Below are 25,683 nucleotides of genomic sequence, written 5' to 3'. Positions count from 1 at the left end.
GCCGACCTATCAAGGCCCCATAATGGAAAACGACACCGTCACACTGTACCGGCCGACCCGCCCGCAGGAGCTCGAACTGGTTAAACAGAGCGGCTTCAAACGCTGGCCGCCTCGATTGCCTGAACAACCGATCTTTTATCCGGTGACGAATGAAGCTTACGCAAAGCAGATCGCCACCGAGTGGAACGTCCCGGACAGCGGCGTTGGCTATGTCACGCTCTTCAAGGTGCGCAAGGCGTTCATGGACCGCTACGCAATCCAGAAAGTCGGCGGCGAAAGCCATACGGAGTGGTGGATTCCTGCGAAGGACCTCGAGGAACTCAACGACAACATCGTGGGGGAGATCGAGGTCATCGGCGAATACCGTGAAAAACAGTGATCTCCACGATCGCACTTACGTCATCAGAACAATGAACGATTCGCGATTTTTAGAAGAACTGAGCCGATGCCACCGGGCGGGCGAGCCATTGAAGTATGTGTTTTTCTGGGGGCACCAGCCCGGAAAGGCAGGGATTACATCGTCCTGTTTCAGCCAGTGGTATGAGGCGCCGTTCGTGATCGATGGACAGCGCTACCCTACGGCCGAGCATTTCATGATGGCAGAAAAGGCTGCGCTGTTCGGCGATCTCGCGGCAAGAGCGCGCGTATTGGAAGCACCTACGCCAGGTGCGGCGAAAGCGCTGGGCCGCAGCGTGCAGGGGTTTGACGAGGCAGTCTGGGTGGCCAATCGCTTCGCAATCGTCGTGCGGGCCAATCAGGCCAAGTTCACGCAACATCCGGAGCTTGGCGCGTTCTTGAAACAGACCGGGTCACGCATTCTCGTTGAAGCGAGTCCCGTCGATAACATCTGGGGCATCGGGCTTGCTCAAGATGATGCGAGAGCAAACGACCCGAGCCAATGGGAAGGTTTGAATCTCCTCGGTTTTGCACTGATGGAGATCCGGCGTGGGCTTTAATGCCTACGCAACGTCAGACAATCACGGCGAAGGCAAAACCGCCGTAGACCACGGCGCCAGCATGTGCCACCCAAGACGCGAATAGAGGGCGCGCCCGTTGTCCGTCGCCACCAACAGCCGTTCGCTCGCACCGGCACGGATCGCAATCGAATCGAGTGCCTGCATGACGACTGTCCCGAGGCCGCGTCGGCGATGCTGCTCCGCCGTTTCGATCTGATCGAATATGGCGCAACCGCCGTGCACCACCAGGCGCCCCGATGCTGCCTGCTCATCGCTGGCGTGGATCACACGAACGACGTGAGCGTCTTTTTGCACGTCGACAGCCAGACGATATTCCGGGGACAGCGTGACGTGGCTGGTCATGGGGGCAGGGCACCCCATCAGATGGCCTGGCGTCTCGATGCGCCAGCGCTCGGGGAGGGCGCGGCGCAATACATCGGGCGCGACGGCCGCTTTAAGGAAGATGTGGGGATCTTGAATGCGGTCCGCACAGGCTTGCAGTGCCTGTCTCGCATCGAGGAACACGTGGCGTCGCAATTGGTCCGGCTTGCCGACTTCGACAACGAGGCCACCGTCCTGGTGAAAAGGAAGTGGAAGGCCGCGCGAGAGGCTCCAACCCGTCAGCCAGCGTTCGATGAGCGAAAGGTCGACCAATTTTGAACCGGTGCCTCACACGGATAAAGTAAACGTCCGCCAGAAAATCGAACGGCTCTGGCGGACGACGGGACGGGAAGCGACTTAGACGTCGATATTCCCCGCCTGCAGCGCATTCGACTCGATGAAGTTACGACGCGGCTCCACTTCATCGCCCATCAGCGTGGTAAAGATCTGGTCCGCCGCAATGGCATCCTCGATCTGCACCTTCAACAGGCGACGCACCGTCGGATCCATGGTGGTTTCCCACAACTGCTCGGGATTCATCTCGCCCAGACCCTTGTAGCGCTGCTTGGACACGCCACGCTCGGCTTCTTCGCGCAGCCATTCCATGGCTTGCTGGAAGTCGCGCACGGCGAATTCCTTCATCTTGTCGCCTTCGCCGCGGCGGATGATGGCGCCTTCGCCCATCAGGCCCTGGAACGTCTCGGCCGAGGTTTCCAGGGTCTTGTAGTCGGCGCCGGCGACGAAGTCGGCGTCGATCGACGTCACTTGCACGTTGCCGTAGTGGATGCGTTCGATGCGCAGGCTGTGCTTGTCCGACAGCTCGTCGGAACGCACGCCCACCTTCACGCTCGTGTCGTGGATCGCGTCGGCCAGCGCCTGCGCCGATTTCTCGGCCGCTTCCTGGCTCGACAAGTCCAGCTTCACGCCCGTCATGATCGCGGACAGCGCGGCGCGGTCGATCACGCGCGACAGGCGCATCATGATCGCGTTGGCCCGGTTGTACTTGTCGACGAGGTCGCCCAGCGCGCCGTCCGTGATCGCTTCCGCGCCTTCCTTCGGCAGCAGCGCGGCGCCGTTCAGGGCGAAGCGCATCATGTAGCTCGCTTCCTCGACGTCATCCTTGAGGTAGCGCTCGTCGCGGCCGGCTTTCACCTTGTACAGCGGCGGCTGCGCGATGTAGATGTGGCCGCGCTCCACCAGCTGCGGCATCTGGCGGTAGAACAAGGTCAGCAGCAGCGTGCGGATGTGGGCGCCGTCGACGTCCGCGTCGGTCATGATGATGATGCGGTGGTAGCGCAGCTTGTCGACGTTGAACTCGTCCGGGCCGATCGAGGTGCCCAAGGTGGCGATCAAGGTCGTGATCTGTTCCGACGACAGCATCTTCTCGAAGCGCGCCTTTTCCACGTTCAGCACCTTGCCGCGCAGCGGCAGGATGGCCTGGAACTTACGGTCGCGGCCCTGCTTGGCGGAACCGCCTGCGGAGTCACCCTCGACGATGTACAGCTCGGCCAGCGCCGGGTCGCGTTCCTGGCAGTCGGCCAGCTTCGACGACAGGCCCAGACCGTCCATCACGCCCTTGCGGCGCGTGAGGTCGCGGGCCTTGCGCGCGGCTTCGCGCGCGCGCGCGGCTTCCACGATCTTGCCGCAGATGATCTTGGCGTCGTTCGGCTTTTCCATCAGGAAGTCGGTGAGCGTCTTCGCCACGATTTCCTCGACGGGGCCGCGCACTTCCGACGACACGAGCTTGTCCTTCGTTTGCGACGAGAACTTCGGCTCAGGCACTTTCACCGACAGCACGCAAGTGAGACCTTCGCGCATGTCGTCGCCCGAGATTTCGACCTTGGCCTTCTTGGCGAAGTCGTTCTCGTCGATGTATTTGTTGATCACACGCGTCATCGCCGCGCGCAGGCCCGTCAGGTGGGTGCCGCCGTCGCGCTGCGGGATGTTGTTCGTGAAGCAGAGCACTTGCTCGTTGTACGCGTCGTTCCACTGCATCGACACGTCCACCGAGATATTGCTGCCGTTTTCGGACAGGCGCTCGCCCGTCGCCTGGAACACGGTCGGGTGCAGGACGGTCTTGGCCTTGTTGATGTACTCGACGAAGCCGCGCGTACCGCCCTCGAAGGCGAAGATTTCTTCCTTGCCCGTGCGCTGGTCGGTCAGCTTGATGTTGACGCCGTTGTTCAGGAACGAGAGTTCGCGGATGCGCTTGGACAGGATCTCGTAGTGGAACTCGACGTGGGTGAAGATTTCTTCGTCGGCCCAGAAGTGCACTTCCGTACCGCGCTTGTCGGTGTCGCCGGTGATCTTCATCGGCGACACTTCGACGCCATCCACGACTTCGACGATGCGGTCGATCGGCACGCCGCGCGAGAATTCCAGCTGGTGCACCTTGCCGTTCTGGCGCACGGTCACGCGCAGCAGTTTCGACAGCGCGTTCACGCACGAGACGCCCACGCCGTGCAGGCCGCCGGACACTTTATATGCGTTCTGGTTGAATTTGCCGCCGGCGTGCAATTCCGTCAGGGCGATCTCGGTCGCCGAGCGCTTCGGCTCGTGCTTGTCGTCCATCTTGATGCCGGTCGGGATGCCGCGGCCGTTGTCGGTGATCGAGATCGAATTATCGGAATGGATCGTGACGTGGATTTCGGAGCAGAAGCCGGCCAATGCCTCGTCGATCGAGTTATCGAGCACCTCGAACACCAGGTGATGCAGGCCGGTGCCGTCCGACGTGTCGCCGATGTACATGCCCGGACGCTTGCGTACGGCTTCCAGGCCTTCCAGGATCTGGATCGACGAGGCGCCGTACTCTTCCGCCTTGGCAGGGGAGGATTCCATAACTGCTTGAGTGTTCTCGGACATGACTGCTTTCTCAAATAACGTGTGAATCAGACGGCCGGCGGGTAGGCCTGCGGTCTCGATCGTCGATCAGCCGGGCAGGGCACCGTAATGGAACCTGCTCCGGCCGTTGCCGCACGAAGGACGGCAAACAACGAATATATGGGCGCTTTGCCCGAATTAAATACGCATCGGCATGACGACGTACTTGAAGTCGCCATTTTCCGGGATCGACATCAGCGCCGACGAATTCGAGTCGCCCAGCGAAATATTCACCTGGTCGCACTTCAGGTTGTTCAGCACGTCCAGCAGGTACGTGACGTTGAAGCCGATGTCGATCGTGTCGCCGCCGTAGTCGATTTCCAGTTCTTCCACCGCTTCTTCCTGGTCGGCGTTGGTCGAGCTGATCTTCATCGAGCCGGGGGAGATCATGCAGCGCACGCCCTTGAACTTGTCGCTCGTCATGATCGCGGCGCGCTGCAGCGAACGCAGCAGTTCGTCGCGGCTGATCGTGAAGTCATTCTTGTAACCCTTCGGGATCACGCGGGTGTAATCCGGGAACTTGCCCTCGACCAGTTTCGACACGAGTTCGATGTCGGCGAACGTCAGCTTCACCTGCGAGGCGGCGATGTCCAGGCGGACTTCGTCATCGCTTTCTTCCAGCAGGCGCTGCAGTTCCAGGATGGTCTTGCGCGGGATGATCACTTCCTGACGCTCGAACGTCTGCTCGGCCGTCACTTGCGCGAACGCGAGGCGGTGGCCGTCGGTGGCGACGGCGATCACGTTGTTACCGTCCAGCACCAGCAGCAGGCCGTTCAGGTAGTAGCGGATGTCTTGCTGGGCCATCGCGAAGTGCACCATGTTGAACAGGTGCTTCAGCGTTTTCTGCGGCAGCGTGACGGTCGCGTTGTAGGTGTCCGCGACGGAGACGGTCGGGAATTCCTCGGCCGCCAGGGTCTGCAGCGCGAAGCGCGACTTGCCGCTCTGGACGGTCAGGCGCTTGTTCAGCAGGGTCATCGTGACGTCGCCGGATTCCGGCAGCGCGCGCAGGATGTCCAGCAGCTTGCGCGCGGCGACGGTCGTGCCCGCTTCTTCAGGGCCCGAACCGATGTTGGCCAGGGTCGTGATCTGCACCTCGGTGTCGGTCGACAGGAACGAGACGCTCTCGCCATTCTTGCGGATGAGGATATTGGCCAGAATCGGCATGGTGTGCCGACGCTCGACAATACCACTCACGATCTGCAGTGGCCGGAGAAGCGTGTCTCGGGTGGATTTGACCAGTTGCATAGATATCCTCGGTTATGGGTGGGGTAAAAATGTTGTTCGCGCAATATTTTGCCAGAAATCATCGGGGGCACAGCCTTTTCCCCCGGTGCTCACGCATCAGCCTTTCAGGGTCTGTTCCAGCACGTGCAATTCGTGGTTGCATTCGGCGTTCTTGGCCCGGTCCTGCGCGATCTTGCGCACCGCGTGCAGCACCGTCGTATGGTCGCGGCCGCCGAACAGTTCGCCGATTTCCGGCAGACTCTTCTGCGTCAGCTCTTTCGCCAGGTACATCGCGATCTGGCGCGGGCGCGCGATGTTGGCCGGGCGGCGTTTCGAGTACATGTCCGCGACCTTGATGTTGAAGAAGTCGGCCACGGTCTTCTGGATGTTTTCCACGGAGATCTGGCGGTTCTGCACCGACAGCAAATCCTTCAGCGCTTCCTTCACGACGTCGATCGTGATGTCCTTGCCGTGGAAGCGCGAGTACGCGAGGATTTTCCTCAGCGCGCCTTCCAGTTCGCGCACGTTCGAGCGCAGGTGCTTCGCGACGAAGAACGCGACGTCGTCGTTCAGCATGACGCCTTCCGATTCCGCCTTCTTCATGAGAATCGCCACGCGCATTTCCAGTTCCGGCGGTTCGATCGCAACCGTCAGGCCGGAGTCGAAGCGCGAGATCAGGCGGTCGTCCATGCCCGTGATCTCTTTCGGATACGTGTCCGACGTGATGATGATCTGCTTCTTGGCCGCGATCAGCGCTTCGAACGCATAGAAGAATTCTTCCTGCGTGCGGCTCTTGCCACCGAAGAATTGAATATCGTCGATGAGCAGCATGTCCAGCGAGTGGTAGTAATGCTTGAAGTCGTCGAAGCCCTTGCGCTGGTACGCCGTCACGACGTCGCGCACATACTGTTCCGCGTGGATGTAGCGGATGCGCGCGCCCGGCTGGTCGGCCATCACCTGGTTGCCGATCGCATGGATCAAGTGCGTCTTACCGAGGCCCACGCCGCCGTAGAAGAACAGCGGGTTGTACGACACGCCCGGGTTGTTCGCGACCTGGATCGCGGCGGCGCGCGCCAGCTGGTTCGCCTTACCGGTCACGAAGTTCTCGAACGTGAGGTCCGGATTGACGCGGCTCTGTTCGCGGCGCGGATTGTTCGCGATGACGTTGTCCGGCGTGACGACGGGCATCTCCGGCACCGTCTTGTCGGCCGCGGCGTTGATGCCGATCGCGCCGCCGCTGGACGCCATCGGAGATGGGGCAGGGGAGCTCGATGCCGGTTTCTTCGGCAGGCTGTTCTTCGGGTCGAGCACGAACTGCACGTCGACCGGCCGCTGATAATGCTCGGACGCCAGCGCCGTGATGCGGTTCGCGAATTGCGACTTCACCCAGTCGAGCTTGAAGCGGTTCGGCGCTGCAATGCGCAGCTTGCCGTCCTCGTAGTCGAGGGCAACAAGTGGTTTGATCCACGCGGTATATTGCTGCGGTGTCAGCTCGAGCTCCAACTGGTTGGAACAGGTCTGCCAAAAGTTATCCATACATCGACTAAGTTAAGCGTAACACTCTATTTTACCTGTGTTCTCGCAAGTTATCCACAGGCGATACGCGATTTTTCCACCGAATCAGCGCGCCGGCTGCGGCGCCTTTGTATACGGCCGCAACCGTTTGCGACACGCCCCGGCGCGGTCTTGACACAACGGTTGCCTTGACAGTTGAACTTGAAATGCTGTCTAATTCAGGGTTCCCCGCCCGTACGCTTTGTTGGGCACCTCGCAAACCTACTGCGCGTTGTATTTCCGGCCTGCGATGCTCGCTGTACTTTCGTACAGCTGCGCTTCTCTGCCAGAACTGCTGCCGCTCGCGACGGTTTTCGAGATGCCCCACTAAAATGAGCAAACAGGCGACAAGCTTTGCTGTGGCGTGACGCTGGCTTAACAACTGCGAAATGTCATTGGCGCAATGCTGACTCAGTGTGAGCTCAGCCCCGATTTTGCATCTATTTTGCTTTAAGCGAGACCACCATGAAACGTACTTACCAACCTTCCGTCGTTCGTCGCAAGCGCACGCACGGCTTCCGCGCACGTATGGCTACCCGTGGCGGCCGCGATGTCCTGAACGCTCGCCGCGCCAAGGGCCGCAAGCGCCTGGCTGTCTAAGCCCGGGAAGCTGCATCGACCGCGCCTACGTCAATGACAGGCGAAGGTTCGCACGACTTCGCGCGCGTTCGGCGTATCGTAAAAACGGATGAGTTTTCATCCGTTTTTCGTTTGCGCCCGGCACAAAAAACCGCGCATTTCGTGCTCTATACCCGACCGAATGCCCTGCCTCATGCGCGGCTGGGCGTCGTCGCGGCCAAACGTTTTGCCCCGCGCGCGGTGACGCGCAACACCATCAAGCGCGTCACGCGTGAACTGTTCCGCACCACGCCGCTGCCGGCGCTCGACTGCATCGTTCGCCTGTCCCGTCCGGTCAACGGCAAGGACGGTCCGGCCACGACGTCCGCGTTGAAGGCACTGCTGCGCACCGAGCTGGCGCGGTTGTTCGCGTCGCAAGCGCCGCGCGGCCGCAAGGCCAATGCCGCTCCACAGGCGGCAAACGTCGCGCCTTCGACGTCGGAACCGGGATTATCATGAACCGGTTGCTCGTCTGGCTGTTGCGCGGTTACCAGTTGCTGGTGTCTCCGATGCTCGGACAGAACTGCCGTTTCTATCCGAGCTGTTCCAGTTATGCGATCGAGGCTGTCCAGGTGCATGGCGCCGCACGCGGCAGCTGGCTGACGCTGCGCCGCGTCTGCCGCTGCCATCCGTGGAACGAGGGCGGCGTCGACCCCGTGCCGCCTCGCGTAGATCCGCATTCCTCACCAACCGCTTGCGGTTGCAAGCATTCCTGAATAAGACCAATGGAAATCAATAAACGTACCATCCTGTGGATCGTGTTCGCCGTCTCGCTGGTCGTCCTGTGGAACGACTGGATGGTGGCCAACGGCAAGCAGTCGATGTTCTCGGCGCAGCCGCCGGCCAAGGTCGCGCAGGCGCCGAACCCGGCCAAGCCGAATGACGTGCCGACGGCCGCGGCCCCGGCCACGGACGCAACCGTGCCCGGCACGCCGGCAGCACCGGCACCGGTCAAGACGCAGGTCGTCACGGTGACGACCGACGTCTATAAAGTCGACATCGACACGGCCGGCGGCATCATTCGCCGCCTGGAACTGCTGAAGTACCGCGACAAGGTCGACCCGACCAAGAACCAGGTTCTGTTCCAGAGCAATGGCCCGCGCGTCTACCAGGCCGAGACCGGCCTCACGGGCGCCACGTCGGCCGGCGCTCCGCCGAGCCACAACACCCCGTTCACGGTCCGTCCGGGCCCGCGTACGCTGGACGGCAACAATCAGGTGCAGGTCGTGCTGGACGCGGAGCAGGGTGGCGTGCACCTGACCAAGACCTACACGTTCAAGCGCAACGACTACGTGATCGACGTGCGCCACGACGTGACGAACCTGACCCAGGCACCGATCACGCCGGCACTGTACCTCCAGCTGGAGCACGACGGCATGAAGCCGGAAGGCGACACGTACTTCAACAGCAGCTACACGGGCCCCACGCTGTGGACGCCGGAAGAGCACTACCAGAAGCTCACGTTCGACAAGGTCGCCAAGGGCTCGGCCGAGTACGCGAAGAACGCGAAGGATGGCTGGGTCGCGATCTCGCAGCACTTCTTCGTCTCGGCGTTCATCCCGACCGCGAATATGGCACGCACGATCGAAGTGAAGCCGGTGGGTAACGACCTGTTCGCCATCCGCACGATCCAATCGCTGGGCACCATCGCACCGGGTGCGACCGTCTCGAACGCCGCGCGCCTGTATTCGGGCCCGCAGGTGCAGTCGCTGCTGGAAAAAGTGACGCCGGGCCTCGACCTCGTGCGCGACTACGCATGGGCCGCGATCATCGCCAAGCCGATCTTCGCCACGATGAACTGGCTGCACTCGATGATCGGCAACTGGGGCTGGACCATCATGGCCTTCACCATCCTGATCAAGCTGCTGTTCTTCCCGCTGTCGGCCGCCGGCTACCGCAGCATGGCCAAGATGAAGACGGTGACGCCGAAGATGCAAGCCATCCGCGAGCGCTTCAAGAACGACCCGGCCAAGATGCAGCAGGCCACGATGGAACTGTACAAGGCCGAGAAGATCAACCCGCTGGGCGGCTGCCTGCCGATCCTCGTGCAGATGCCGGTGTTCCTGGCCCTGTACTGGGTGCTGCAGGCCGCCGTCGAGATGCGCGGCGCGACCTGGCTGTGGATTCCCGACCTGACCGTGAAGGACCCGTACTTCATCCTGCCGGTGCTGTACGCGATCTCGATGTTCATCACGCAGAAGCTGAACCCGCAGCCGGCCGATCCGGTGCAGGCCAAGATGATGATGTTCATGCCGCTGGCGTTCTCCGTCATGTTCCTGTTCTTCCCGTCCGGGCTCGTGCTGTACTGGGTCGTGAACAACCTGATCTCGATGGCGCAGCAGTACGTCATCACCAAGAAGTTCGCGCCCAAGGCGTAGCTGGCCGGCCCTCCGGCCACCATGTGAAGAGCCCGTGTCCGCACGGGCTTTTTTATTCGCACTACAATCCGACCATGAAACTCGATACTTCCCCCATCGCCGCCATCGCCACCGCCCCCGGCCGCGGCGGCATCGGCGTCGTGCGCGCGTCCGGCAAGGACCTGTCACCCCTCGTGGCCGCGCTGTTCCCCGGCACGAAGCTGGCCCCGCGCCACGCCACCTACCTGCCGTTCAAGGATGAAGCGGGCACCGTCATCGACGAAGGCCTCGCGCTGTACTTCAAGGCCCCGCATTCGTACACGGGCGAGGACGTGCTGGAGCTGCAGGGCCACGGCGGCCCCGTCGTGCTGCGCATGCTGCTCGCGCGCGTGCTCGAAGCGGGCCGCGATGCGGGCCTGCGTCTCGCGGAGCCGGGCGAATTCACGCGCCGCGCCTTCCTCAACGACAAGCTCGACCTCGCGCAGGCGGAGGCCGTGGCCGACCTGATCGACGCGTCGACGGAAGCGGCCGCGAAGTCCGCATCGCAATCGCTGTCCGGCGCGTTCTCGAAGGTCGTGCACGAGCTGGTCGAGAAGACGATCAACCTGCGCATGCTCGTCGAAGCCACGTTGGACTTCCCGGAAGAGGAGATCGACTTCCTCGAGAAATCGAATGCGCGCGGCCAGTTGAAGGGCATCGTCGATGCGCTGGAAGCCGTGTTCCGCCAGGCCGCCCAGGGCGCGCTGCTGCGCGAGGGCCTGAATGTCGTGCTGGTGGGCCAGCCGAACGTGGGTAAATCGTCGCTGCTGAACGCGCTGGCCGGATCGGACGTCGCGATCGTCACGCCGATCGCGGGCACGACGCGCGACAAGGTCAGCGAGACGATCCAGGTGGAGGGCATCCCGCTGAACATCGTCGACACGGCCGGCATCCGCGCCATCGACGACGGCATCGACGTCGTCGAGCGCATCGGCATCGAACGCACGTGGGGCGAGGTGGGCAAGGCGGACGTGATCCTGCACCTGCTCGACGCGAGCATGGGCCCCGCCAAGGCCGATGAGGACATCGTCGCCGCGTTCCCGGCCGGCGTGCCCGTCGTGCGCATCTGGAACAAGATCGACCTGTCGGGCCACCAGCCGGGCGTGACGCCGTGCGCCGACGCCGTCCACATCTACCTGTCGGCGCACGAGAAGATCGGCATCGACCTGCTGCGCGCGGAGCTGCTGCGCATCGCGGGCTGGCAGCAGACGGGCGAATCGCTGTACCTCGCACGCGAACGCCACCTCGTCGCCCTGCGCCAGGCGCGCGAGCACTTGCGCTACGCCGCCGAGCACGCGGCGCAGGACGACCAGTCGCTCGACCTGTTCGCCGAGGAGCTGCGGCTCGCGCAGGACCAGCTGTCGAGCATCACCGGGCAGTTCACGCCGGACGATTTGCTCGGGGTGATCTTCAGCCGGTTTTGTATCGGCAAGTAACGGTAAGTAAGCGTCAGCCGCCGCCCGCCGCACGTATGCTAGCCTTGCCCCATCCATCGACGAACGGGGCAGGCATGAAGACGACGCAGGACGGGATCTCGAGACGGCGGCTGGGCAAGGCCGCGCTGGCGCTGGCGGCGACCGGCTTGCTGGCGTCGTGCGCGGGCATGATCGGGCCGCGCCGCGTCGAGCTGTCGCAGGCGCGCCTGCAGGCCGGCCTGGAGCGCCGTTTCCCGCTGCGTAACCGCATGCTCCAGCTGTTCGACGTGCAGCTGACCCGGCCCCGCCTCGCAATCCTGTCCGACACCGACCGCGTGGGCCTCACGCTGGACGTCCACGTGTCTCCGCCATTCCTGCGCCAGTCGTGGGACGGCACGCTGGCGCTGTCCGGCCACCTCGTGCTCGACAATGCGCGCAACGCCATCGTCCTGTCGGCGACCCACGTCGACCGCTTCGACGTCGACGGCATGGACAACGACCGCGTACGCGAACTGGGCCGTGCCGCCGACGTGCTCGTGAACCAGCTGCTGCGCGACATGCCGGTCTACAGTTTTCATCCCGAAGACCTGCGCTACGCCGGCGTGCAATTCTTGCCGACCCGCCTGGAGACGGCGCCCGGCGCGCTGTTCGTCACGTTGGAACCGGCGCGCTGACGGTCGCCACGCTGCGCGTCGCGAATCCGACACGGCGGCCACGCACGATTGAACGGCGAATCGCATGCGTTGCCGATACTGCTATTATTTCCGGCAGTTGAAGGGCGCGGCATCGGCGACGATGGCGTCGGGGCCTTTTGACTGTTGTTTCTTGAAAACTAGTTCGCCGGAGGCGTTGCAGAGGTAGCACAAACGGCGCAAACTGGTTTGAACGACCAGAACGGCACGTACCGCAGAAGCGAGCACTAGCGTACTTGCGCTTTCTCATGCACACGGTGTTCCACTAAAGTAATCTCTGCGTTACTGACGTGCTGCCGGTAAGGGGGTAACCTTGGAAACGATACAGGAAAGTGTTCCGGACCAGAGCGTGCCTGCCGAGCCGATCGTCGCCGCCTCGATGGGCGCGACGGCGGTTCCGGCCCGTCTGAGCCTGCCGCCCAAGGGCGCGTGCTGGTATTGCGAGAAACCGCTCGACAGTGTCCGCCGCTTCTGCGGCAAATCGTGCGCCGATTCGTTCGACGAAGAAGCGGAATACAACCGCTGAGCACCCGCTGATCCGTCCCGCCGGCGGCCGCGCTCCGGTCGCCAGGGGCGTCAGCCGCCCGCCACCCGTTCCCGCAGCAGTTCCAGCGCACCGTCGAAGTCGTAACCTTCGACCAGGTCCGCCACCCGGCGGTAACCGTCTTCCCCGAGTTCTGCGGCAAGCGCGTCTCCCGCCTCGCGCACGATGTCGACCGCATCCCCGTTACCCTCGTCGAGCAGCGTCATCAACGTGCGCAGTGCGTCCGGATGGGATCGGGCCGGGCGCGCCACCGCGCGTGCGGGCAGGGTGCTGGCGAGGGTATCGAGCTCGCACAGCACCCGCTCCAGTTCCGCCTGCAGGCGCGCGAGGCTGCCGTGGACGTCGCCCGTGCCCTCGTGCAGCGCCCGCTCCACGGCATCCGCCTGGCGCCGCAGGGGTACCGCTTCGATCATGGCGGCAGCGCCCTTCAGCGTGTGCACGAGGCGCAGCGCCAGCTGGGTATTGCCGTCCTGGTGCGCGGCGAGGATGCCCGCCGCCGCCTGCCGGTACTCGTTGCGAAAGCGCGCGAGGACGCGCCCGAACAGGGCGTCGTCGCCCATCAGGCGCGCGACGCCGCCCGCGTGGTTCACCGCGGGGCCGTCGGCTGCATCGAGCTGGGACCGGTGGTCGGGACTGTGCATGCGGATGGGTTGGCGCTTACTTCGTCGTGAACGACCAGGTGCGGGTGATCGGCGTCCCGTCGATGGCGCCCGAGAACGTGACGTCGTAGGTGGTGGCGGCGGCCAGCGGCGACAGCGGGACGATCGCGGCAGCCGACTGGTTGGTGGCCATCTGGGGATCCTGGCCTTGCACCAGCAGGCGCGTCGACAGGTCGGCGCTCGCGCCGTGCTGGCGGATCGTGAAGGCCTGGACGGTCAGCTTGCGCGTCAGGTTCGTGTGCACGCTGACGGGGTAGCCCACTTCGTTGATGTTTGGTACCGGATCCGGTTCCTCGTAATCGCTGAAGAAGTTGTTCGGCACCTTGGTCTGGCCGTTGATCGGCCACGTGACGATCGTGCCGGCCGCGATGCCGTTGCCGTAGCCGTTGTTGGTCACGAAATCGGCGGTGAAGTAGTTATAGCCGGCCGACGTCGTCGCCGCGCCCGTGCCGATTTCCTGGAACACGGGCTCGAAGATCACGAAGCGGTGGTAGATGGCCGTGATCAGCTCCTCGGCCATGTAGAAACCGGAACCGTTGTTGGTCGCCGAGATTACCTCGCCGATCGCATTGGGGTAGCCGAACGTGTAGCCGGCCGCGCGCAGGCGGTCCGCCAGTGTCTCGCCCGTGAAGCCCGTCTTCCCGGCCGTCTGGACGTGCGTCACGGTGTTGTTGATGCGCTGGTAATCGGAATGGCCTTGGGCCGCGATGTCGATGACGCCGCTGTGCGTCATCGCCGGCATCCCGATCTGGCTGCGCCGGTAGTTGATCCAGTTCAGGCCATCGGTCGCGATATTGTTGGTGGCGACGGGCGCAGAGGCGTCCTGCCCCGAGAACCCGGTCGATGGCGACCCGCCGGACGTTCCGTTGCCGGTATTGCTGCCGACACCCGCAGTGCTGCCGCCGCTGCCGCCGCCACCGCAGGCGACGAGCGCCCACGCCGCGGTGATGGCGAGGGCGATCTGCCGCGCGCGATGCATTCTGCTCATCATATGAAACCCCCAAGGTCCGTCATGCCGGGTAAATAGAGCCTCCATTCTAGGCGAAAACGGCAACGAGTGACGGGTTTGCGGGCATTCCCGGCCCCGGCGTAAGCCCATGTAAAATAAGCCATTCTTCAGCCTTCGACGAATTTCAGTGAACCCGACCCGCCACCGCCTCGCGCGCGCCAAGTTTGCCCTGCCCAGTTTCGTGACCCTGTTGTCGATCGCGTGCGGTTTCGGCAGCATCGTGATCTCGGTCGACAACGCCCCCGTGGGCGACCCGTCCGACTATCGCCTGGCCGCGATCCTGCTGGTGCTGGCCGGCGTGTTCGACGCCCTCGACGGCTTCGTCGCCCGTGCCACCAACACGCAGTCCGCGTTCGGCGTGCAGCTCGATTCGATCGCCGACGTGATGAATTTCGGCTGCGCCCCGGGCCTGCTGCTGTACTGCTACGGCTTCGCGCAGATGGGCGCCGCGCACCCGACTCTCGTGCGCATGGGCGGCCTCGCGTGCTTCGTGTTCGTGGCGTGCGGCGCGCTGCGCCTGGCGCGCTTCAACGTGATGGTCGGCAAGACGGACCCGCGCTACTTCGTCGGCATGCCGATCACCGCCGGCGCCGCGTGCGTGGCCTCCGTGGTCGTCGCCTGGCCCGACCCCGTGGCCGACATGGCCGGCGCCTTCCTCGTCATGCTGCTGATGGTGGCGGTGGGCTCGCTGATGGTGTCGACGATCCGCTTCCCCAGCTCCAAGCAGCCGAAATCGAAGGCGGTGTTCGTGGCGCTGGCCGTCTGCGTGGTGTTGCTGGCGGTGCTGCGCACGCGCTTCTTCGCGCTGTTCTTCGTGTTTTATATCGGCGCGACGCTGCTCTTGAACATCGCGTGGCGGGGCGGGTGGACGAAGGTCGCGCCGCCAAAGGTCTACGACGACGGCGAGTGACCGCCCGGTTAGCGGTAGGGTGGGCACCCCGTGCCCACGCGGACGTTCGCTACTCGTAACGGTTTATTAGGCGAACTTGTCGAGCAGCGCCGCCAGGTGCGCCGCCGCCGCTTTCGCTTCCTCGGGGTCGGCCGCATTGCCCGTGTGCGTGACGATGCTCGCCGTGAGCAGCTGCACGAACGAGCGGTCCAGCGCCTTGCGCGCGGCCGCCATCTGCTGGGCGACGGCGTCGCAGTCGGACGGCGCGTCGGCCAGCGCGATCAGCTTCTGCACGCCGCGCAACTGGCCCTCCACGCGCGCGAGGCGGTTCAGCAAATCCTTCTTCTGCTGCGCCGTGAGAGCGCGGCCTTCGACGATCTTCAGGGGTTCGGCCATGGCGGCGGAAAGGCCTACGCGACCTCGTGCCCGCGCGCGGCGCGCAGGATCATGAACCAGTCCGCGCGCGACAGATGGAACGTCGTGCCCGCGACGGCGACGGCGATCGCCGCCGCGCGGCCGCTGCCCGTCAGCGGAATGGGGCGCGACGGCAGCTGCATGATCCACGCGAAGACGACGCTGGCGAACGGCTGGTGCAGGCGGTCGGCGATGTCCTTGATCACGAGGCGCAGGTTCTCCGCATTCGCGTCGTTCGACGTGAACAGGCGGCCGCCGGCGAGCGGCGACCAGATCATCGGCGCGACGCCGACGTCCTGCAGGCCGTCGAAGGTCTCGTCGAACATCGGCGCCACGTGCAGCGGCGAGAATTCCACCTGGTTCGTCGACAGCGCGATGCGGCGATCGAGCGCCTCGAACTGGTGGCGGCTGAAGTTCGACACGCCGAAGTGCAGCACCTTGCCGTCCTGCTTCAGGCGCGTGAATGCCTGCGCGATCTCGTCGAAGTCCATCAGCGGGTCCGGGCGGTGGATCAGCAGCAGGTCCAGGTGGTCCGTGTGGAGCTGGCGCAGCGATTCCTCGGCCGATGCGACGATGTGCGCCGCGCTCGTGTCGTAGTGCTGGATGGTGTGCTGCGGACGCTTGTTCGACAGCAGCTTGATGCCGCATTTGCTGATCAGCTGGATGCGGTCGCGCAGCGAAGGTTGCGCGCGCAGGGCTTCGCCGAACAGGCCTTCGACGCCGTAGTTGCCGTAGATGTCGGCATGGTCGAACGACGTGACGCCCAGCGCGATGCACTGCTCGATGAAGGCGACGCGCTGCTCCACCGTCATGTCCCAATCGGCCATGCGCCACATGCCGGCAACGATGCGGGACAGTTCGAGACCGCCGCCCTTGCGGGTGGCGATGCGCGGGCAGGACAGGTCGCGGGGCAGGGCAAGGGTCATCGTTCGTCTTCCGGATAATCGTAGGGTCATTATAGACGTAGGGTGGGCACCCCCGTGCCCACGCGGACGTTCGCAAACCGCAAGCGTCACGCGTGGGCACGGGGTGCCCACCCTACGATGTTACGACAGCGCAGCTGTTACTTGATCCAGAGCCGCATCGAGTCCCACGCGCGCCCGAAGATCGACGCTTCACGCACCTCTTCCAAGGTCACGACCGGCAGCGCCAGCAGCGGCTTCCCGTCGACCGTCATCTTCAGCGTGCCCACCTGGGTGTTCAGCGCCAGCGGCGCGACCAGCGGGTCCTTGCGTTCCAGGACCGGTTTCATCTTCTGCGCCACGCCTTTCGGCACGGTCACCCACACGTCGTTCGGGAAGCCGATCTTCACGGTGGACTGCGAGCCCTTCCAGATCTGCGGCGTCAGGATCGCCTGGCCCTTCGCGTACAGCTTGACGGTGTCGAAGTTCTGGAAGCCCCAGTTCAGGAGCTTCTGGCTTTCCGCCGTGCGGTTGCCGTCCGACGTGGCGCCGGACAGCACGGAGATCAGGCGGCGTTCGCCCGCAGGACCGTTCGGACGGTGCGCCGACGCGATCATCGAATAGCCCGAGGCTTCCGTGTGGCCCGTCTTCAAGCCGTCGACGGTCGGGTCGAGCCACAGCAGGCGGTTGCGGTTCTGCTGCTTGATCTTGTTGTACGTGAATTCCTTGATCGAGTCGATCTTGTAGAACTGCGGGAAGTCCTGGATCTCGTGCGACGCGAGGATCGCCAGGTCGCGCGCGGTCGAGTAATTCTCCGGCGACGGCAGGCCGTGCGGATTGGCGAAGTGCGTGTTCTTCATGCCCATGCGCTGGGCGGCGCGGTTCATCAAGGTGACGAAGGTCGCTTCGTCGCCGCCCACGGCTTCGGCCAGAGCCACCGCGGCGTCATTGCCGGACTGGATCATCAGGCCATACAGCAGGTCCTGGATTTTCACAGGGGTGGCCGGGTCGATGAACATCTTCGAGCTGCTGTTGTCGACCTTCCACGCATGCACCGACACGTTGACCATCTGGTCCAGCGTGATCTTCTTGTCGCGCAGCGCCTCGAAGACGACGTAGGCCGTCATGACCTTGGTGAGCGACGCCGGCTCGATGCGGGCGTCGGGGTCCTGCGAGGCGATGACCTGGCCGCTGGTCGCATCCAGCAGGAGCCACGAACGGGCGGCGATTTGCGGGGCCGGCACCTGCTGCGCATGGGCGGCCGACATCAGGAGGGCACTGGCGGCGAAGGCCGCGATTAGCTTTTTCATGGAAGACAATTCAGAAGTGAACAGTGAACGATGCTGCGATGGCAATGCTCGTAAGCATTGCCTTGAAAGAAGATCGCATCATTATAGGCCAGCGTTCGGCTCAAATGTCACGCCGCCACAATTGCGCGACAAGATTTTTAATGTGGACGAGCTTGCGGTGGAAAAAGTGGTCGGCGCCGGGGATCACGGTCACGGGGATGTCGAGCGGACGCGCCCAGTCGAACACGTGCGCGAGCGGTATCGTATCGTCAAGTTCGCCGTGGATCAGGATCGTGTCGGCCGGGACCTCCGGCATCGGCCACTTGCCGGCCGCCGTGCCGACGAGGGCCAGGCGCTCGGCCGGACGGCCCTGGGCGATGAGGCGCTGCTGCAGCTGGGCCTGGACGAACGTGCCGAACGAGAAGCCGGACAGCGCGTACGGCAGGCCCGGATACTGCGCGATCATGTGGTCGAGCATGACCTGCATGTCGTCCACTTCGCCGCGGCCTTCGTCGTGCACGCCTTCCGACTCGCCCACGCCGCGGAAGTTGAAGCGCGCGGTCACGTAGCCGAGGCCGACGAAGGCGCGTGCCAGCGTCTGCGCGACCTTGTTGTCCATCGTGCCGCCGTACAGCGGGTGCGGGTGCGCGACGAGCGCGATGCCGCGCGGGGCGCCTTCCGGTTCGTCCAGCAGGCATTCCATCTTGCCGGCGGGGCCGGTCAGGTAAAGCTTGTGCGAATTCTTGTTCATTGCTGCGTCGTTCAGATCTTCAGGCGTTCGACCACTTCGCCCTTCACGATGTGATGGTCGATGATGTCGTCGATGTCGGCGTTGTCCACGTAGGTGTACCACGTGCCCTGCGGGTAGATGACCACGACGGGGCCTTCCTCGCAGCGGTCCAGGCAGCCGGCCTTGTTGATGCGCACCTGGCCCGGCCCATTCAAGCCCAGTTCCTTGATGCGCTTCTTGGCGTGCTGCTGCGCGGCCTCGGCGCCGCTCTTGCCGCAGCTGGGGCGGCAGTCCTTGCCTTCGCGTTCGTTCAGGCAGAAGAATACGTGGTGTCGATAAAAGGGTTTGTCGTCGTTCATGTCGATTCCGGATGAGTGGGCGGCCATGCCGCCGCGGTCGGTCGTAATGATACGCCCTAATCAGGGCCGGTTCAGCCGGTGCGACGGCAGCAGCAGGAACCACAGGGCGATGAAGGGCCAGGCCATGCCGAGGAACTGGGCGGCGCCGTTGAAATTCAGGAATTTACCCTGCTGCCAGGCCTGCAGGGTGGAGACGAAATACGGGTTCGCGGGGATCGTATTGACGACGATGAGCGACAGTACGAGCGTGGCGACGGCCAGCCGGCGCTGCGCCACCTGCGGCGCGAATGCGAGGCCGGCCAGCATGATCAACCCGATCAGGAAGCCGCCCTCGGCACCCGGCGTGATCCAGACGAGGGCATTCGCGGGCGCGAAGAACAGCGAGGTTGCGAGCGTCTTGACGACGAGGCCGACGGCCGCGAGGGTCAGCATCAGCGGCAGCCGGGGCGCGTCGCGGCGAGTCAGGCACAGCAGGGTGAGCGCGGCGCCCGTCATGCCGCACGCGGTGATGATCGTTTCGGACAGCCAGTACTGCTCGACGCTCATCGGCGCGTCGCCGCGCAGCATGGTCACGAGGTCGATGTCCGTATCGAGCCATTCGGACAGCCATTCCGACAGCAGCGGCAACACCTGGCCGTTGCCGAACAGGTAGTTCTGTGGATAGACCTGCGCCAGCGGCCACAGGGCGACGAGGACCAGTCCCTGGCTTGCATGCGACGCGAACCAGCGCTGGCGCAGCTCGTACAGGCGGCCGCGGTCCAGCAGCATGGGGGCGAACCAGGCACCGAGCAGCGCCCCGGCCAGGCAGCCGCCCGCGTTGGTCAGCAGGTCGAGGTTCGACGGCACGCGCGTGGGCAGGTAGTTCTGCACGGTCTCCATCGTGCCCGACACGAGCAGGCCCGCGATGGCCGCCACGACGACGGCCCACATGCCGCGCACGGCCGGATGCAGCGCCAGAACGAGCAGCACGCCGAACGGCATGTAGCCGACGATGTTGACCATGACGTCGAAGCCGGTCCACCAGCGCGGCATGTGCTGGGTGAGGAAGGCGAACGGCGACAGCCCGCTGCTGCGCCAGCCGGAAAACGGATACCAGCTGGCGTAGACGATCAGCAGCAGATAGGCCAGCAGCGCGGCGCGCGCGACGGGCGACGCGCGCGGGCCGGCCGTGTCTTCCGTATCGGTCATCGGCGCGCGGTGTCGACGGTGGCGGGCATGCCGGCCAGCCAGGCCACGATGTCGGCCGCGACGGCATCGGTGCCGGCGGCGAGGGCGCGCGCGCCGCCGGCCGCGTCGGCGCTGGCCGCGGGGATCGAGCGGCGGAAGCTGCGCTGGTCCACGAGCGCATGGCCGCGGAACACGGACGCGCGCACGGCCACGACGCCGGTACTCTGGCTCACGCCGCCGAAGTCCTGCATGAATTCGTCGACGTCGATGCGCAGCAGCGGGATGCCGGTGGAGGCGTCCGTTTCCGACAGCACGCGCGCGCCCGCCTGCGCGAGCCGCGTCTTGAAGCGCTGGGTCAGGAGCTGCAGCGGGTTCGCCGTCCAGCGGCTGTTGGCATAGGTGCGGGCCTGCAGCGGGTCGGCATAGCTCAGGCGGTAGAACATGCGCTCGTTGTCCAGGGCGCTCGAGCCGGTGACGTCGGTGACGACTACGGGGCCGAGCGCGCCGGGCGCCGGTGCCTGCGCCGTCGCGGGTGCGGCCGGGCCGAAGTCGAATTGCGTGGTCGGCTGGCCCTTTTGCGAGGCGCAGCCGGACAGGATCAGCGCGCAGGCGGCGGCGATGATGAAGCGGGTCGGATGCATGGTCGCTGGGTTCCTCATTTGGTCGGGGGGGCGAAACCGGGTTCGCCCGGTCCGGGTTCGGCGGCCGGGGCGCCGAACAGGATGCTTTGCGGGCGGTCGCCCAGGTTCGTCACGGTGCGGCGCACGGCGCGCAGCGACGTCTTCGCCTCGTCGGCCATCTCGACGACGTGCGGCAAGGTCTGCAGCTCGAGGTCGGACGTCACGCCGCCCAGCGAATCGATGGCCGTGCCTGCGCGCTCGATCGGGCCGCCGGGCGCCTGCAGCGTGGTGGCGAGGCGGTCGTAGTTGCGCACGGCGGCGGTGGCGCTGGTGGACAGGTCGTTCACGGAGCCCATCGTGCGGTCCAGTTTATCGGTCAGTGCGGGCAGGCGCGCCAGCGTGGGCTGCAGCTGGCCCGGGATCTCGGCATACGCGGCGGCGGCCTTGTTGATGCTGTCGAAGGCGCCCGTGATCTTGTCCTGGTTTTCCTTGCTGAGGACATTGTTCAGGCTATCCGTGATGCGCTCCGTCTTTTCCAGGATCGCCAGGCCGCGCTTTTCGAGCTGGTCGAGCAGGCCGGGACGCAGCGGGATGCGGGCCACGTGGCCCTTGTCGCTCTTGAGCAGCGGCGAGCCGGTGCGGTCGTCGTCCAGCTGGATGAAGGCGATGCCCGTCACGCCCTGGTAGCCGAGCGAGGCGAACGTCGTCGTCGTGACGGGCGCGCCTTCCTCGATCGAGAGCTTGATGAGGATTTGTCCCGTCACGCGCGGGTCGAACACGATGTCGTCCACGCGCCCCACTTCCAGGCCGCGGTAGCGCACGGCGGCCTGCGGGTTCAGGCCGGGGATGGTCTGCGTGGTGGCGATCTCGTACGGGTGCGTCGTCGTGCGGTCGCGGTTCAGCCACAGGCCGATCAGGACGGCGGCCACCAGCAGCGCGACCGTGAAGAAGCCCGTCATGAGGGCATACGATCTGTTTTCCATGTCAGTCTTCCGACTCCTTTCTTGCGATGCGCTCCTCCAGCACTTCCAGCGCCCGCTGGCCGCGGGGCCCCAGGAAAAAGTGTTTGATAAAGGGGTGGGGCACGCGCAGCACGTCGCACGACGGCCCCACCGCGATCACGTGCTTTTCCGCCAGCACGGCGATGCGCGATGACAGGGCGAACAGCGTGTCCAGGTCGTGCGTGACCATGACCACGGTCAGGTGCAGTTCGCTGTGCAGCGTCTGGATCAGCGCGACGAAGGAATCCGACAGGTCCGGGTCGAGGCCCGCCGTCGGCTCGTCGAGGAACAGCAGTTGCGGCTCGAGCGCGAGCGCGCGCGCGAGGGCCGCGCGCTTGATCATCCCGCCCGACAGGTCGGACGGCATCTTGTTCGCGTCGCCTGGGCCGAGGCCCACCATGTCCATCTTCAGCAGGACGGCGTCGCGGATGACGTCCTCCGGCAGGGCGCGCAGCTCGCGCAGCGGCAGCGCGATGTTGTCGAACACCGTGAGCGCGGAATACAGCGCGCCCTGCTGGAACAGCATGCCCCAGTGGTTGCGCATGCGCTGCAGCTGTTCCGGGCTGGCGCTGCTGACGTCCTCGCCGAACACGCGCACGCAGCCGCTGGACGGCCGCTCCAGCCCGAGCATCTGGCGCAGCAGCACGGTCTTGCCCGTGCCCGAGCCGCCGACGATGGACAGGATCTCGCCCGCATAGATGTCGAGGTTCAGGTCCTGGTGGACGACGGTGCGGCCGAAGCGCGTCCACAGGTTGCGGATCTGGACGACGGGCGGCCCGACGTCTTCTTCCGGCTTGCGGTTCAATTGCTGCGGCGGGCGCTGGGTCTTGGCGACCGGCAGCGGCAGCGGGGGCGGCGTGTCCTGTTTGGGGTCGTGGTCTTCCATCATCAGAATCCCACTCCGGAAAAGACGATCGCGAACACGGCGTCGGCCAGGATCACGACGGTGATCGCCGTGACGACCGACGTCGTCGTGCCGCGCCCGAGGCTTTCCGTGTTCGGCTTGATGCGCAGGCCGAAGTGGCACGACACGAGCGCGATCAGCATGCCGAATGCGACGCCCTTGCCCAGGCCGATGGTGTAGTTCACGATCGGCACGGCCGACGGCAGCTTCTGCACGAAGTAGCGCATCGTCAGGTTCAATTCGATCTTCGCGGAGACCATGCCGCCGATCAGGGCCATCGCATCCGTCCACACGACGAGCAGCGGCATCGCCAGCGCGAGCGCGATCACCTTCGGCATGATCAGGCGGTAGCCGTGCGAGATGCCCATCACGAGCATCGCATCGAGTTCCTCCGTCACACGCATCACGCCCAGCTGCGCCGTGATCGACGAACCGGAGCGGCCCGCGACGAGGATCGCCGCCAGCAGCGGGCCCAGTTCGCGGATGATGCTCATGCCGAGGATGTTGACGAGGTAGATGTCGCCGCCGAACATGCGCAGCTGCTGCGCCGACAGGTAGGACAGCACGACCCCGATCAGGAAGCCCACCAGCGCCGTGATGCCGAGCGCCTGGAAGCCGGAATGGTAGACGTTCGCGGAGATTTCGCGCCACGGCCCGGACAGCGGATGGCGGAGGAAGCGGCCGACGTCCTGCACGACCTGGCCGATCAGGATGATCACGCTTTTCAGGTGTTCGAAGAACTTCAGCACGCCGGCGCCCAAGGTGATCACCCATTGCAGGCGGCTCTGGCGGGTGCGCGGCAGCGCGATCTGGCCGGATTTCTCGATGCGCTGGAACAGCTCTTCCTGGCGCGGATCGAGCTTCAGCTGCTCGGGGCGGCGCTTGCCCCAGGAACTCCAGAACAACTGGGCGCCGATGTGATCGAGGCTGGCGATGCCGGACAAGTCCCACGTGACCCGCTTGCCGGCGAGGGACTTCATCGTCTTTTCGATGTCCTTGAAGCCTTGCCGGGAGAACGCATGCACCTGCCATACGCCGCGTGCCACCACGGACTGCTCCGCGCCGGTCGGCTCGATGGTTAATGTTGGCGCATTTTCAATCCGCATTGCGGCAGTGTAAAAGAGATTCGCGACCGCCGCCACCAACGTTACGCTAGCGTGCCGCAGAGCGTACGGTGGCGCACATTGCCGTGCGCATTGCCGTCTTTACGCGGCCAGGTGGCGCACCTGGCGCTCGGGTGCGGCGGCCTTGGCCTGCGGCGTCTTCTCGGCCGGCTTGTGCACGGCGCCCGCGTAATCGCTGGCGACGAGGGCCGCGGCGGCATCGGCCGGCATCCCTTGCCGCTGCAGCCACGCCTGCACCAGTTTGGCCAGGCGGTCGAGCGCGATGCGGTGGGTGGCATCGAGCTGCGTGTACATCCAGTCCGAGAACGCCATGAAGTTGGCGAACGGGCTGTCGCCCAGCAGCACCTTGACCGTGTGGGCGAAGCGGCCCGAGTTCGCGACCAGGTCCCAGTAGCGGGCAAAGCGCACGAGGCGCTGCATGGTGGCGAAGTCGATGCGGTCGGTGGCGAGCACGGTGTAGGGCGGGTACGGGTCGTACACCATCTTGTAGGGTTCCGTGTGGCGGATGATGGGCGTGCCGCGCAGGCGCTTGAGGATGCCGAACTGGATTTCGTGCGGGCCGAGTAGCACGAGCTGGTCGAAGCCGCGCGCGAAGGAGTCGACGTCTTCGCCCGGCAGGCCGGCGATCAGGTCCACGTGCAGGTGCGCGTGCGATTGCGTCGTCAGCCAGCGGATGTTGTCGGCGGCCTTCGCATTGTCCTGGCGCCGGCTTACCAGGGCCTGCACCTCGGGGTTGAAGCTCTGGATGCCGATCTCGAACTGCAGCGCGCCGGGCGGGAATTGCGCGATCGTCGCCTTCAACGCTTCCGGCAGGTGGTCGGGCACGAGCTCGAAGTGGGCGTAGACCGGATCGTCCGGATTGGCCGCGATCTTATCGAGGAAGAACTGCATGATGCGCTGGCTCGTCTTGACGTTCAGGTTGAACGTGCGGTCGACGAACTTGAACAGGCGCGCGCCCCGCTGATACAGCGCGTCCATATCGGTGAGGAAGGCGTCGATCCCGAATGGCCAAGCCGTCTTGTCCAGCGACGACAGGCAGAACTCGCATTTGAAGGGGCAGCCGCGCGAGGCTTCCACATAGATGGTGCGGTGCGCGATGTCCTCGTCCGTATAGAGCGCGTAGGGCAGGGCGATGTCGGCCATCGGGGGCTGCACGCCCGCGTGCACTTTCATGATCGGCTTCGGTCCGCCCAGGATCTCGCCGCACAGCTTGGGGAAGGTGACGTCGCCCCAGCCGGTGACGACGTAGTCCGCCAGGCGCACGATCTCCTGCTCGGTCGTCTCGTACGAGACTTCCGGCCCGCCCAACACGACCGTCACCTCGGGCGCCACGCGCTTGAGCATCGCGACGACCCTGGTCGTCTCCTCGACGTTCCATATATAGATGCCGAAGCCGACGATGCGCGGCTGCTTGGCCAGCAGCCGTTCGACGACTTCCGTCGTCTTCGCGCCGATCACGAATTCCATCAGGCTCGTCTGCGGCTGCAGGTCGCCCATATTGGCCAGCAGGTAGCGCAGCCCGAGCGAAGCGTGGGCGTAGCGGGCGTTGAGGGTGGCGAGCAGGACGGTCATGACGGTGCGGGGAGGACGGCAAAGCGCTCATTGTATACGCTGACGCCGTTCGTCAGGCGTGCGGCCCTTGCGGTTCGTTTTCGGCGCTGGTATCATTCGGTCCCTCGTCGAAAATGACAGGCCGTCAAACGGTTCTGAACGCTTCGATAGGGAACAAAAAGAAGTTGACGATTGCCGCGAAACACTGCATAATCTCGCTTCTCTGCTGCTGACGAACACAACGATTCGCAGGCGCAGCAAGGCAGTACCGAATACAAGAGTTCTTTAACAATAAACAGTCGATAAGTGTGGGCGTTTGATGAGGTGCCAGTATCGTTTCGGCGATACTGAATGCTTAAATTATCAAATGTTCACGCAAAAGAAATACGTTGCTCAGCAATGAGT

The 25,683-nt window shown here is 64.7% G+C and carries 27 protein-coding genes; 10 read left to right on the top strand and 17 right to left on the bottom strand.

The annotated features are described in order from the left end of the window. Positions 1–22 precede the first annotated feature (22 nt). Together HAV22_RS28735 and ybiA are read left to right on the top strand one after the other, a co-directional pair. The gene (locus HAV22_RS28735; protein WP_166864579.1) at positions 23–379 is read left to right on the top strand and encodes a hypothetical protein; all 357 of its coding nucleotides are present in this window, start codon (positions 23–25) and stop codon (positions 377–379) included. Between the two features lie 31 nt (positions 380–410). Beyond that, complete coding sequence (ybiA, locus tag HAV22_RS28730; RefSeq protein WP_166864722.1) at positions 411–956, top strand: riboflavin biosynthesis intermediates N-glycosidase; 546 nt, start codon at positions 411–413, stop codon at positions 954–956. 21 nt (positions 957–977) lie between these two features. Here the strand turns inward: ybiA and HAV22_RS28725 are convergent, their stop codons facing one another. The 4 genes from HAV22_RS28725 to dnaA form a co-directional block, all read right to left on the bottom strand. After that, entirely contained in the window at positions 978–1,610 is a 633-nt protein-coding gene (locus HAV22_RS28725; protein WP_166864576.1) for a GNAT family N-acetyltransferase, read from the bottom strand. Between the two features lie 84 nt (positions 1,611–1,694). After that, positions 1,695–4,199, bottom strand: a complete 2,505-nt coding sequence (gene gyrB / locus HAV22_RS28720; protein WP_166864572.1) for a DNA topoisomerase (ATP-hydrolyzing) subunit B — start codon at positions 4,197–4,199, stop codon at positions 1,695–1,697. Between the two features lie 156 nt (positions 4,200–4,355). Next, complete coding sequence (gene dnaN / locus HAV22_RS28715) at positions 4,356–5,462, bottom strand: DNA polymerase III subunit beta (protein ID WP_166864569.1); 1,107 nt, start codon at positions 5,460–5,462, stop codon at positions 4,356–4,358. A gap of 96 nt (positions 5,463–5,558) precedes the next feature. Then, positions 5,559–6,977 (bottom strand): chromosomal replication initiator protein DnaA, encoded by a 1,419-nt coding sequence (dnaA, locus tag HAV22_RS28710; RefSeq protein ID WP_166864566.1) that lies wholly within the window; start codon positions 6,975–6,977, stop codon positions 5,559–5,561. A 483-nt stretch (positions 6,978–7,460) separates the two neighbouring features. Here dnaA and rpmH point away from each other — a divergent pair, with 483 nt between their 5' ends. The 7 genes from rpmH (at position 7,461) to HAV22_RS28675 (ending at position 12,642) form a co-directional block, all read left to right on the top strand. Continuing rightward, the gene (gene rpmH, locus HAV22_RS28705) at positions 7,461–7,595 is read left to right on the top strand and encodes a 50S ribosomal protein L34 (RefSeq protein ID WP_010401996.1); all 135 of its coding nucleotides are present in this window, start codon (positions 7,461–7,463) and stop codon (positions 7,593–7,595) included. A 33-nt stretch (positions 7,596–7,628) separates the two neighbouring features. Continuing rightward, positions 7,629–8,072: a ribonuclease P protein component gene (rnpA, locus tag HAV22_RS28700; RefSeq protein ID WP_166864563.1), complete on the top strand. Its 444-nt coding sequence runs from the start codon at positions 7,629–7,631 to the stop codon at positions 8,070–8,072. After that, positions 8,069–8,329 carry a membrane protein insertion efficiency factor YidD gene (gene yidD, locus HAV22_RS28695; protein ID WP_166864561.1) on the top strand — a complete coding sequence of 87 codons (261 nt, stop codon included), beginning with the start codon at positions 8,069–8,071 and terminating at the stop codon, positions 8,327–8,329. The genes rnpA and yidD overlap by 4 nt, the downstream gene beginning before the upstream one ends. A 9-nt stretch (positions 8,330–8,338) precedes the next feature. Further along, positions 8,339–9,991 (top strand): membrane protein insertase YidC, encoded by a 1,653-nt coding sequence (yidC, locus tag HAV22_RS28690; RefSeq protein ID WP_166864558.1) that lies wholly within the window; start codon positions 8,339–8,341, stop codon positions 9,989–9,991. Positions 9,992–10,065: 74 nt separating this feature from the next. Beyond that, complete coding sequence (gene mnmE, locus HAV22_RS28685; RefSeq protein WP_166864555.1) at positions 10,066–11,445, top strand: tRNA uridine-5-carboxymethylaminomethyl(34) synthesis GTPase MnmE; 1,380 nt, start codon at positions 10,066–10,068, stop codon at positions 11,443–11,445. Between the two features lie 74 nt (positions 11,446–11,519). After that, positions 11,520–12,098, top strand: a complete 579-nt coding sequence (locus tag HAV22_RS28680) for a DUF1439 domain-containing protein (protein ID WP_166864552.1) — start codon at positions 11,520–11,522, stop codon at positions 12,096–12,098. A gap of 331 nt (positions 12,099–12,429) precedes the next feature. Continuing rightward, complete coding sequence (locus HAV22_RS28675; RefSeq protein WP_166864518.1) at positions 12,430–12,642, top strand: hypothetical protein; 213 nt, start codon at positions 12,430–12,432, stop codon at positions 12,640–12,642. Positions 12,643–12,692: 50 nt separating this feature from the next. Here HAV22_RS28675 and HAV22_RS28670 read toward each other — a convergent pair whose 3' ends face one another. Together HAV22_RS28670 and HAV22_RS28665 are read right to left on the bottom strand one after the other, a co-directional pair. Next, on the bottom strand, positions 12,693–13,301 hold the full coding sequence (locus tag HAV22_RS28670; protein WP_166864550.1) for an Hpt domain-containing protein: 609 nt from the start codon (positions 13,299–13,301) through the stop codon (positions 12,693–12,695). Between the two features lie 16 nt (positions 13,302–13,317). Next, on the bottom strand, positions 13,318–14,298 hold the full coding sequence (locus tag HAV22_RS28665; RefSeq protein ID WP_308789250.1) for a CAP domain-containing protein: 981 nt from the start codon (positions 14,296–14,298) through the stop codon (positions 13,318–13,320). Positions 14,299–14,455: 157 nt separating this feature from the next. Here HAV22_RS28665 and pssA point away from each other — a divergent pair, with 157 nt between their 5' ends. Next, the gene (gene pssA / locus HAV22_RS28660; RefSeq protein ID WP_166864546.1) at positions 14,456–15,238 is read left to right on the top strand and encodes a CDP-diacylglycerol--serine O-phosphatidyltransferase; all 783 of its coding nucleotides are present in this window, start codon (positions 14,456–14,458) and stop codon (positions 15,236–15,238) included. A gap of 66 nt (positions 15,239–15,304) precedes the next feature. Here pssA and HAV22_RS28655 read toward each other — a convergent pair whose 3' ends face one another. From HAV22_RS28655 to HAV22_RS28605, 11 genes are all read right to left on the bottom strand, one after another. Continuing rightward, the gene (locus HAV22_RS28655) at positions 15,305–15,613 is read right to left on the bottom strand and encodes a metal-sensitive transcriptional regulator (RefSeq protein WP_166864544.1); all 309 of its coding nucleotides are present in this window, start codon (positions 15,611–15,613) and stop codon (positions 15,305–15,307) included. A gap of 14 nt (positions 15,614–15,627) precedes the next feature. Continuing rightward, positions 15,628–16,557 carry an aldo/keto reductase gene (locus HAV22_RS28650; protein WP_166864542.1) on the bottom strand — a complete coding sequence of 310 codons (930 nt, stop codon included), beginning with the start codon at positions 16,555–16,557 and terminating at the stop codon, positions 15,628–15,630. Between the two features lie 137 nt (positions 16,558–16,694). Next, positions 16,695–17,843 carry a D-alanyl-D-alanine carboxypeptidase family protein gene (locus HAV22_RS28645; RefSeq protein WP_166864538.1) on the bottom strand — a complete coding sequence of 383 codons (1,149 nt, stop codon included), beginning with the start codon at positions 17,841–17,843 and terminating at the stop codon, positions 16,695–16,697. Positions 17,844–17,943: 100 nt separating this feature from the next. Further along, positions 17,944–18,573 carry an alpha/beta hydrolase gene (locus tag HAV22_RS28640; protein ID WP_166864535.1) on the bottom strand — a complete coding sequence of 210 codons (630 nt, stop codon included), beginning with the start codon at positions 18,571–18,573 and terminating at the stop codon, positions 17,944–17,946. An 11-nt stretch (positions 18,574–18,584) separates the two neighbouring features. After that, positions 18,585–18,911, bottom strand: a complete 327-nt coding sequence (locus HAV22_RS28635) for a (2Fe-2S) ferredoxin domain-containing protein (protein WP_166864532.1) — start codon at positions 18,909–18,911, stop codon at positions 18,585–18,587. Between the two features lie 60 nt (positions 18,912–18,971). Continuing rightward, positions 18,972–20,099, bottom strand: coding sequence for a VanZ family protein (locus HAV22_RS28630; protein WP_166864530.1), 1,128 nt, complete (start codon positions 20,097–20,099; stop codon positions 18,972–18,974). Further along, positions 20,096–20,719, bottom strand: a complete 624-nt coding sequence (locus tag HAV22_RS28625; protein ID WP_229421489.1) for an ABC-type transport auxiliary lipoprotein family protein — start codon at positions 20,717–20,719, stop codon at positions 20,096–20,098. The genes HAV22_RS28630 and HAV22_RS28625 overlap by 4 nt, the downstream gene beginning before the upstream one ends. 14 nt (positions 20,720–20,733) lie before the next feature. Further along, a complete protein-coding gene (locus HAV22_RS28620; RefSeq protein ID WP_166864525.1) occupies positions 20,734–21,681 on the bottom strand; it encodes an MlaD family protein in 948 nt (315 codons plus the stop codon). A 1-nt stretch (position 21,682) separates the two neighbouring features. Beyond that, entirely contained in the window at positions 21,683–22,585 is a 903-nt protein-coding gene (locus HAV22_RS28615) for an ABC transporter ATP-binding protein (RefSeq protein ID WP_166864717.1), read from the bottom strand. A gap of 2 nt (positions 22,586–22,587) precedes the next feature. Beyond that, on the bottom strand, positions 22,588–23,709 hold the full coding sequence (locus tag HAV22_RS28610; RefSeq protein ID WP_166864524.1) for an MlaE family ABC transporter permease: 1,122 nt from the start codon (positions 23,707–23,709) through the stop codon (positions 22,588–22,590). Positions 23,710–23,808: 99 nt separating this feature from the next. Beyond that, positions 23,809–25,299 carry a B12-binding domain-containing radical SAM protein gene (locus tag HAV22_RS28605; RefSeq protein WP_166864521.1) on the bottom strand — a complete coding sequence of 497 codons (1,491 nt, stop codon included), beginning with the start codon at positions 25,297–25,299 and terminating at the stop codon, positions 23,809–23,811. Between the last annotated feature and the right edge of the window lie 384 nt (positions 25,300–25,683).

Origin of the sequence: Telluria antibiotica, from assembly GCF_011682055.1 — a bacterium.
Lineage (GTDB): Bacteria > Pseudomonadota > Gammaproteobacteria > Burkholderiales > Burkholderiaceae_D > Telluria > Telluria antibiotica.
This window is presented reverse-complemented; position numbering and strand designations above follow the sequence as displayed.

Excerpts from the sequence above, each read along its gene's own strand:
- HAV22_RS28735 (WP_166864579.1), top strand. The coding sequence starts at position 23 with ATGGAAAACGACACCGTCACACTGTACCGGCCGACCCGCCCGCAGGAG.
- ybiA (WP_166864722.1), top strand. The coding sequence starts at position 411 with ATGAACGATTCGCGATTTTTAGAAGAACTGAGCCGATGCCACCGGGCG.
- gyrB (WP_166864572.1), bottom strand. The coding sequence starts at position 4,199 with ATGTCCGAGAACACTCAAGCAGTTATGGAATCCTCCCCTGCCAAGGCG.
- dnaN (WP_166864569.1), bottom strand. The coding sequence starts at position 5,462 with ATGCAACTGGTCAAATCCACCCGAGACACGCTTCTCCGGCCACTGCAG.
- dnaA (WP_166864566.1), bottom strand. The coding sequence starts at position 6,977 with ATGGATAACTTTTGGCAGACCTGTTCCAACCAGTTGGAGCTCGAGCTG.
- rpmH (WP_010401996.1), top strand. The coding sequence starts at position 7,461 with ATGAAACGTACTTACCAACCTTCCGTCGTTCGTCGCAAGCGCACGCAC.
- rnpA (WP_166864563.1), top strand. The coding sequence starts at position 7,629 with ATGACAGGCGAAGGTTCGCACGACTTCGCGCGCGTTCGGCGTATCGTA.
- yidD (WP_166864561.1), top strand. The coding sequence starts at position 8,069 with ATGAACCGGTTGCTCGTCTGGCTGTTGCGCGGTTACCAGTTGCTGGTG.
- yidC (WP_166864558.1), top strand. The coding sequence starts at position 8,339 with ATGGAAATCAATAAACGTACCATCCTGTGGATCGTGTTCGCCGTCTCG.
- mnmE (WP_166864555.1), top strand. The coding sequence starts at position 10,066 with ATGAAACTCGATACTTCCCCCATCGCCGCCATCGCCACCGCCCCCGGC.
- HAV22_RS28680 (WP_166864552.1), top strand. The coding sequence starts at position 11,520 with ATGAAGACGACGCAGGACGGGATCTCGAGACGGCGGCTGGGCAAGGCC.
- HAV22_RS28670 (WP_166864550.1), bottom strand. The coding sequence starts at position 13,301 with ATGCACAGTCCCGACCACCGGTCCCAGCTCGATGCAGCCGACGGCCCC.
- HAV22_RS28665 (WP_308789250.1), bottom strand. The coding sequence starts at position 14,298 with ATGCATCGCGCGCGGCAGATCGCCCTCGCCATCACCGCGGCGTGGGCG.
- HAV22_RS28655 (WP_166864544.1), bottom strand. The coding sequence starts at position 15,613 with ATGGCCGAACCCCTGAAGATCGTCGAAGGCCGCGCTCTCACGGCGCAG.
- HAV22_RS28650 (WP_166864542.1), bottom strand. The coding sequence starts at position 16,557 with ATGACCCTTGCCCTGCCCCGCGACCTGTCCTGCCCGCGCATCGCCACC.
- HAV22_RS28645 (WP_166864538.1), bottom strand. The coding sequence starts at position 17,843 with ATGAAAAAGCTAATCGCGGCCTTCGCCGCCAGTGCCCTCCTGATGTCG.
- HAV22_RS28640 (WP_166864535.1), bottom strand. The coding sequence starts at position 18,573 with ATGAACAAGAATTCGCACAAGCTTTACCTGACCGGCCCCGCCGGCAAG.
- HAV22_RS28635 (WP_166864532.1), bottom strand. The coding sequence starts at position 18,911 with ATGAACGACGACAAACCCTTTTATCGACACCACGTATTCTTCTGCCTG.
- HAV22_RS28630 (WP_166864530.1), bottom strand. The coding sequence starts at position 20,099 with ATGACCGATACGGAAGACACGGCCGGCCCGCGCGCGTCGCCCGTCGCG.
- HAV22_RS28625 (WP_229421489.1), bottom strand. The coding sequence starts at position 20,719 with ATGCATCCGACCCGCTTCATCATCGCCGCCGCCTGCGCGCTGATCCTG.
- HAV22_RS28620 (WP_166864525.1), bottom strand. The coding sequence starts at position 21,681 with ATGGAAAACAGATCGTATGCCCTCATGACGGGCTTCTTCACGGTCGCG.
- HAV22_RS28615 (WP_166864717.1), bottom strand. The coding sequence starts at position 22,585 with ATGGAAGACCACGACCCCAAACAGGACACGCCGCCCCCGCTGCCGCTG.
- HAV22_RS28610 (WP_166864524.1), bottom strand. The coding sequence starts at position 23,709 with ATGCGGATTGAAAATGCGCCAACATTAACCATCGAGCCGACCGGCGCG.
- HAV22_RS28605 (WP_166864521.1), bottom strand. The coding sequence starts at position 25,299 with ATGACCGTCCTGCTCGCCACCCTCAACGCCCGCTACGCCCACGCTTCG.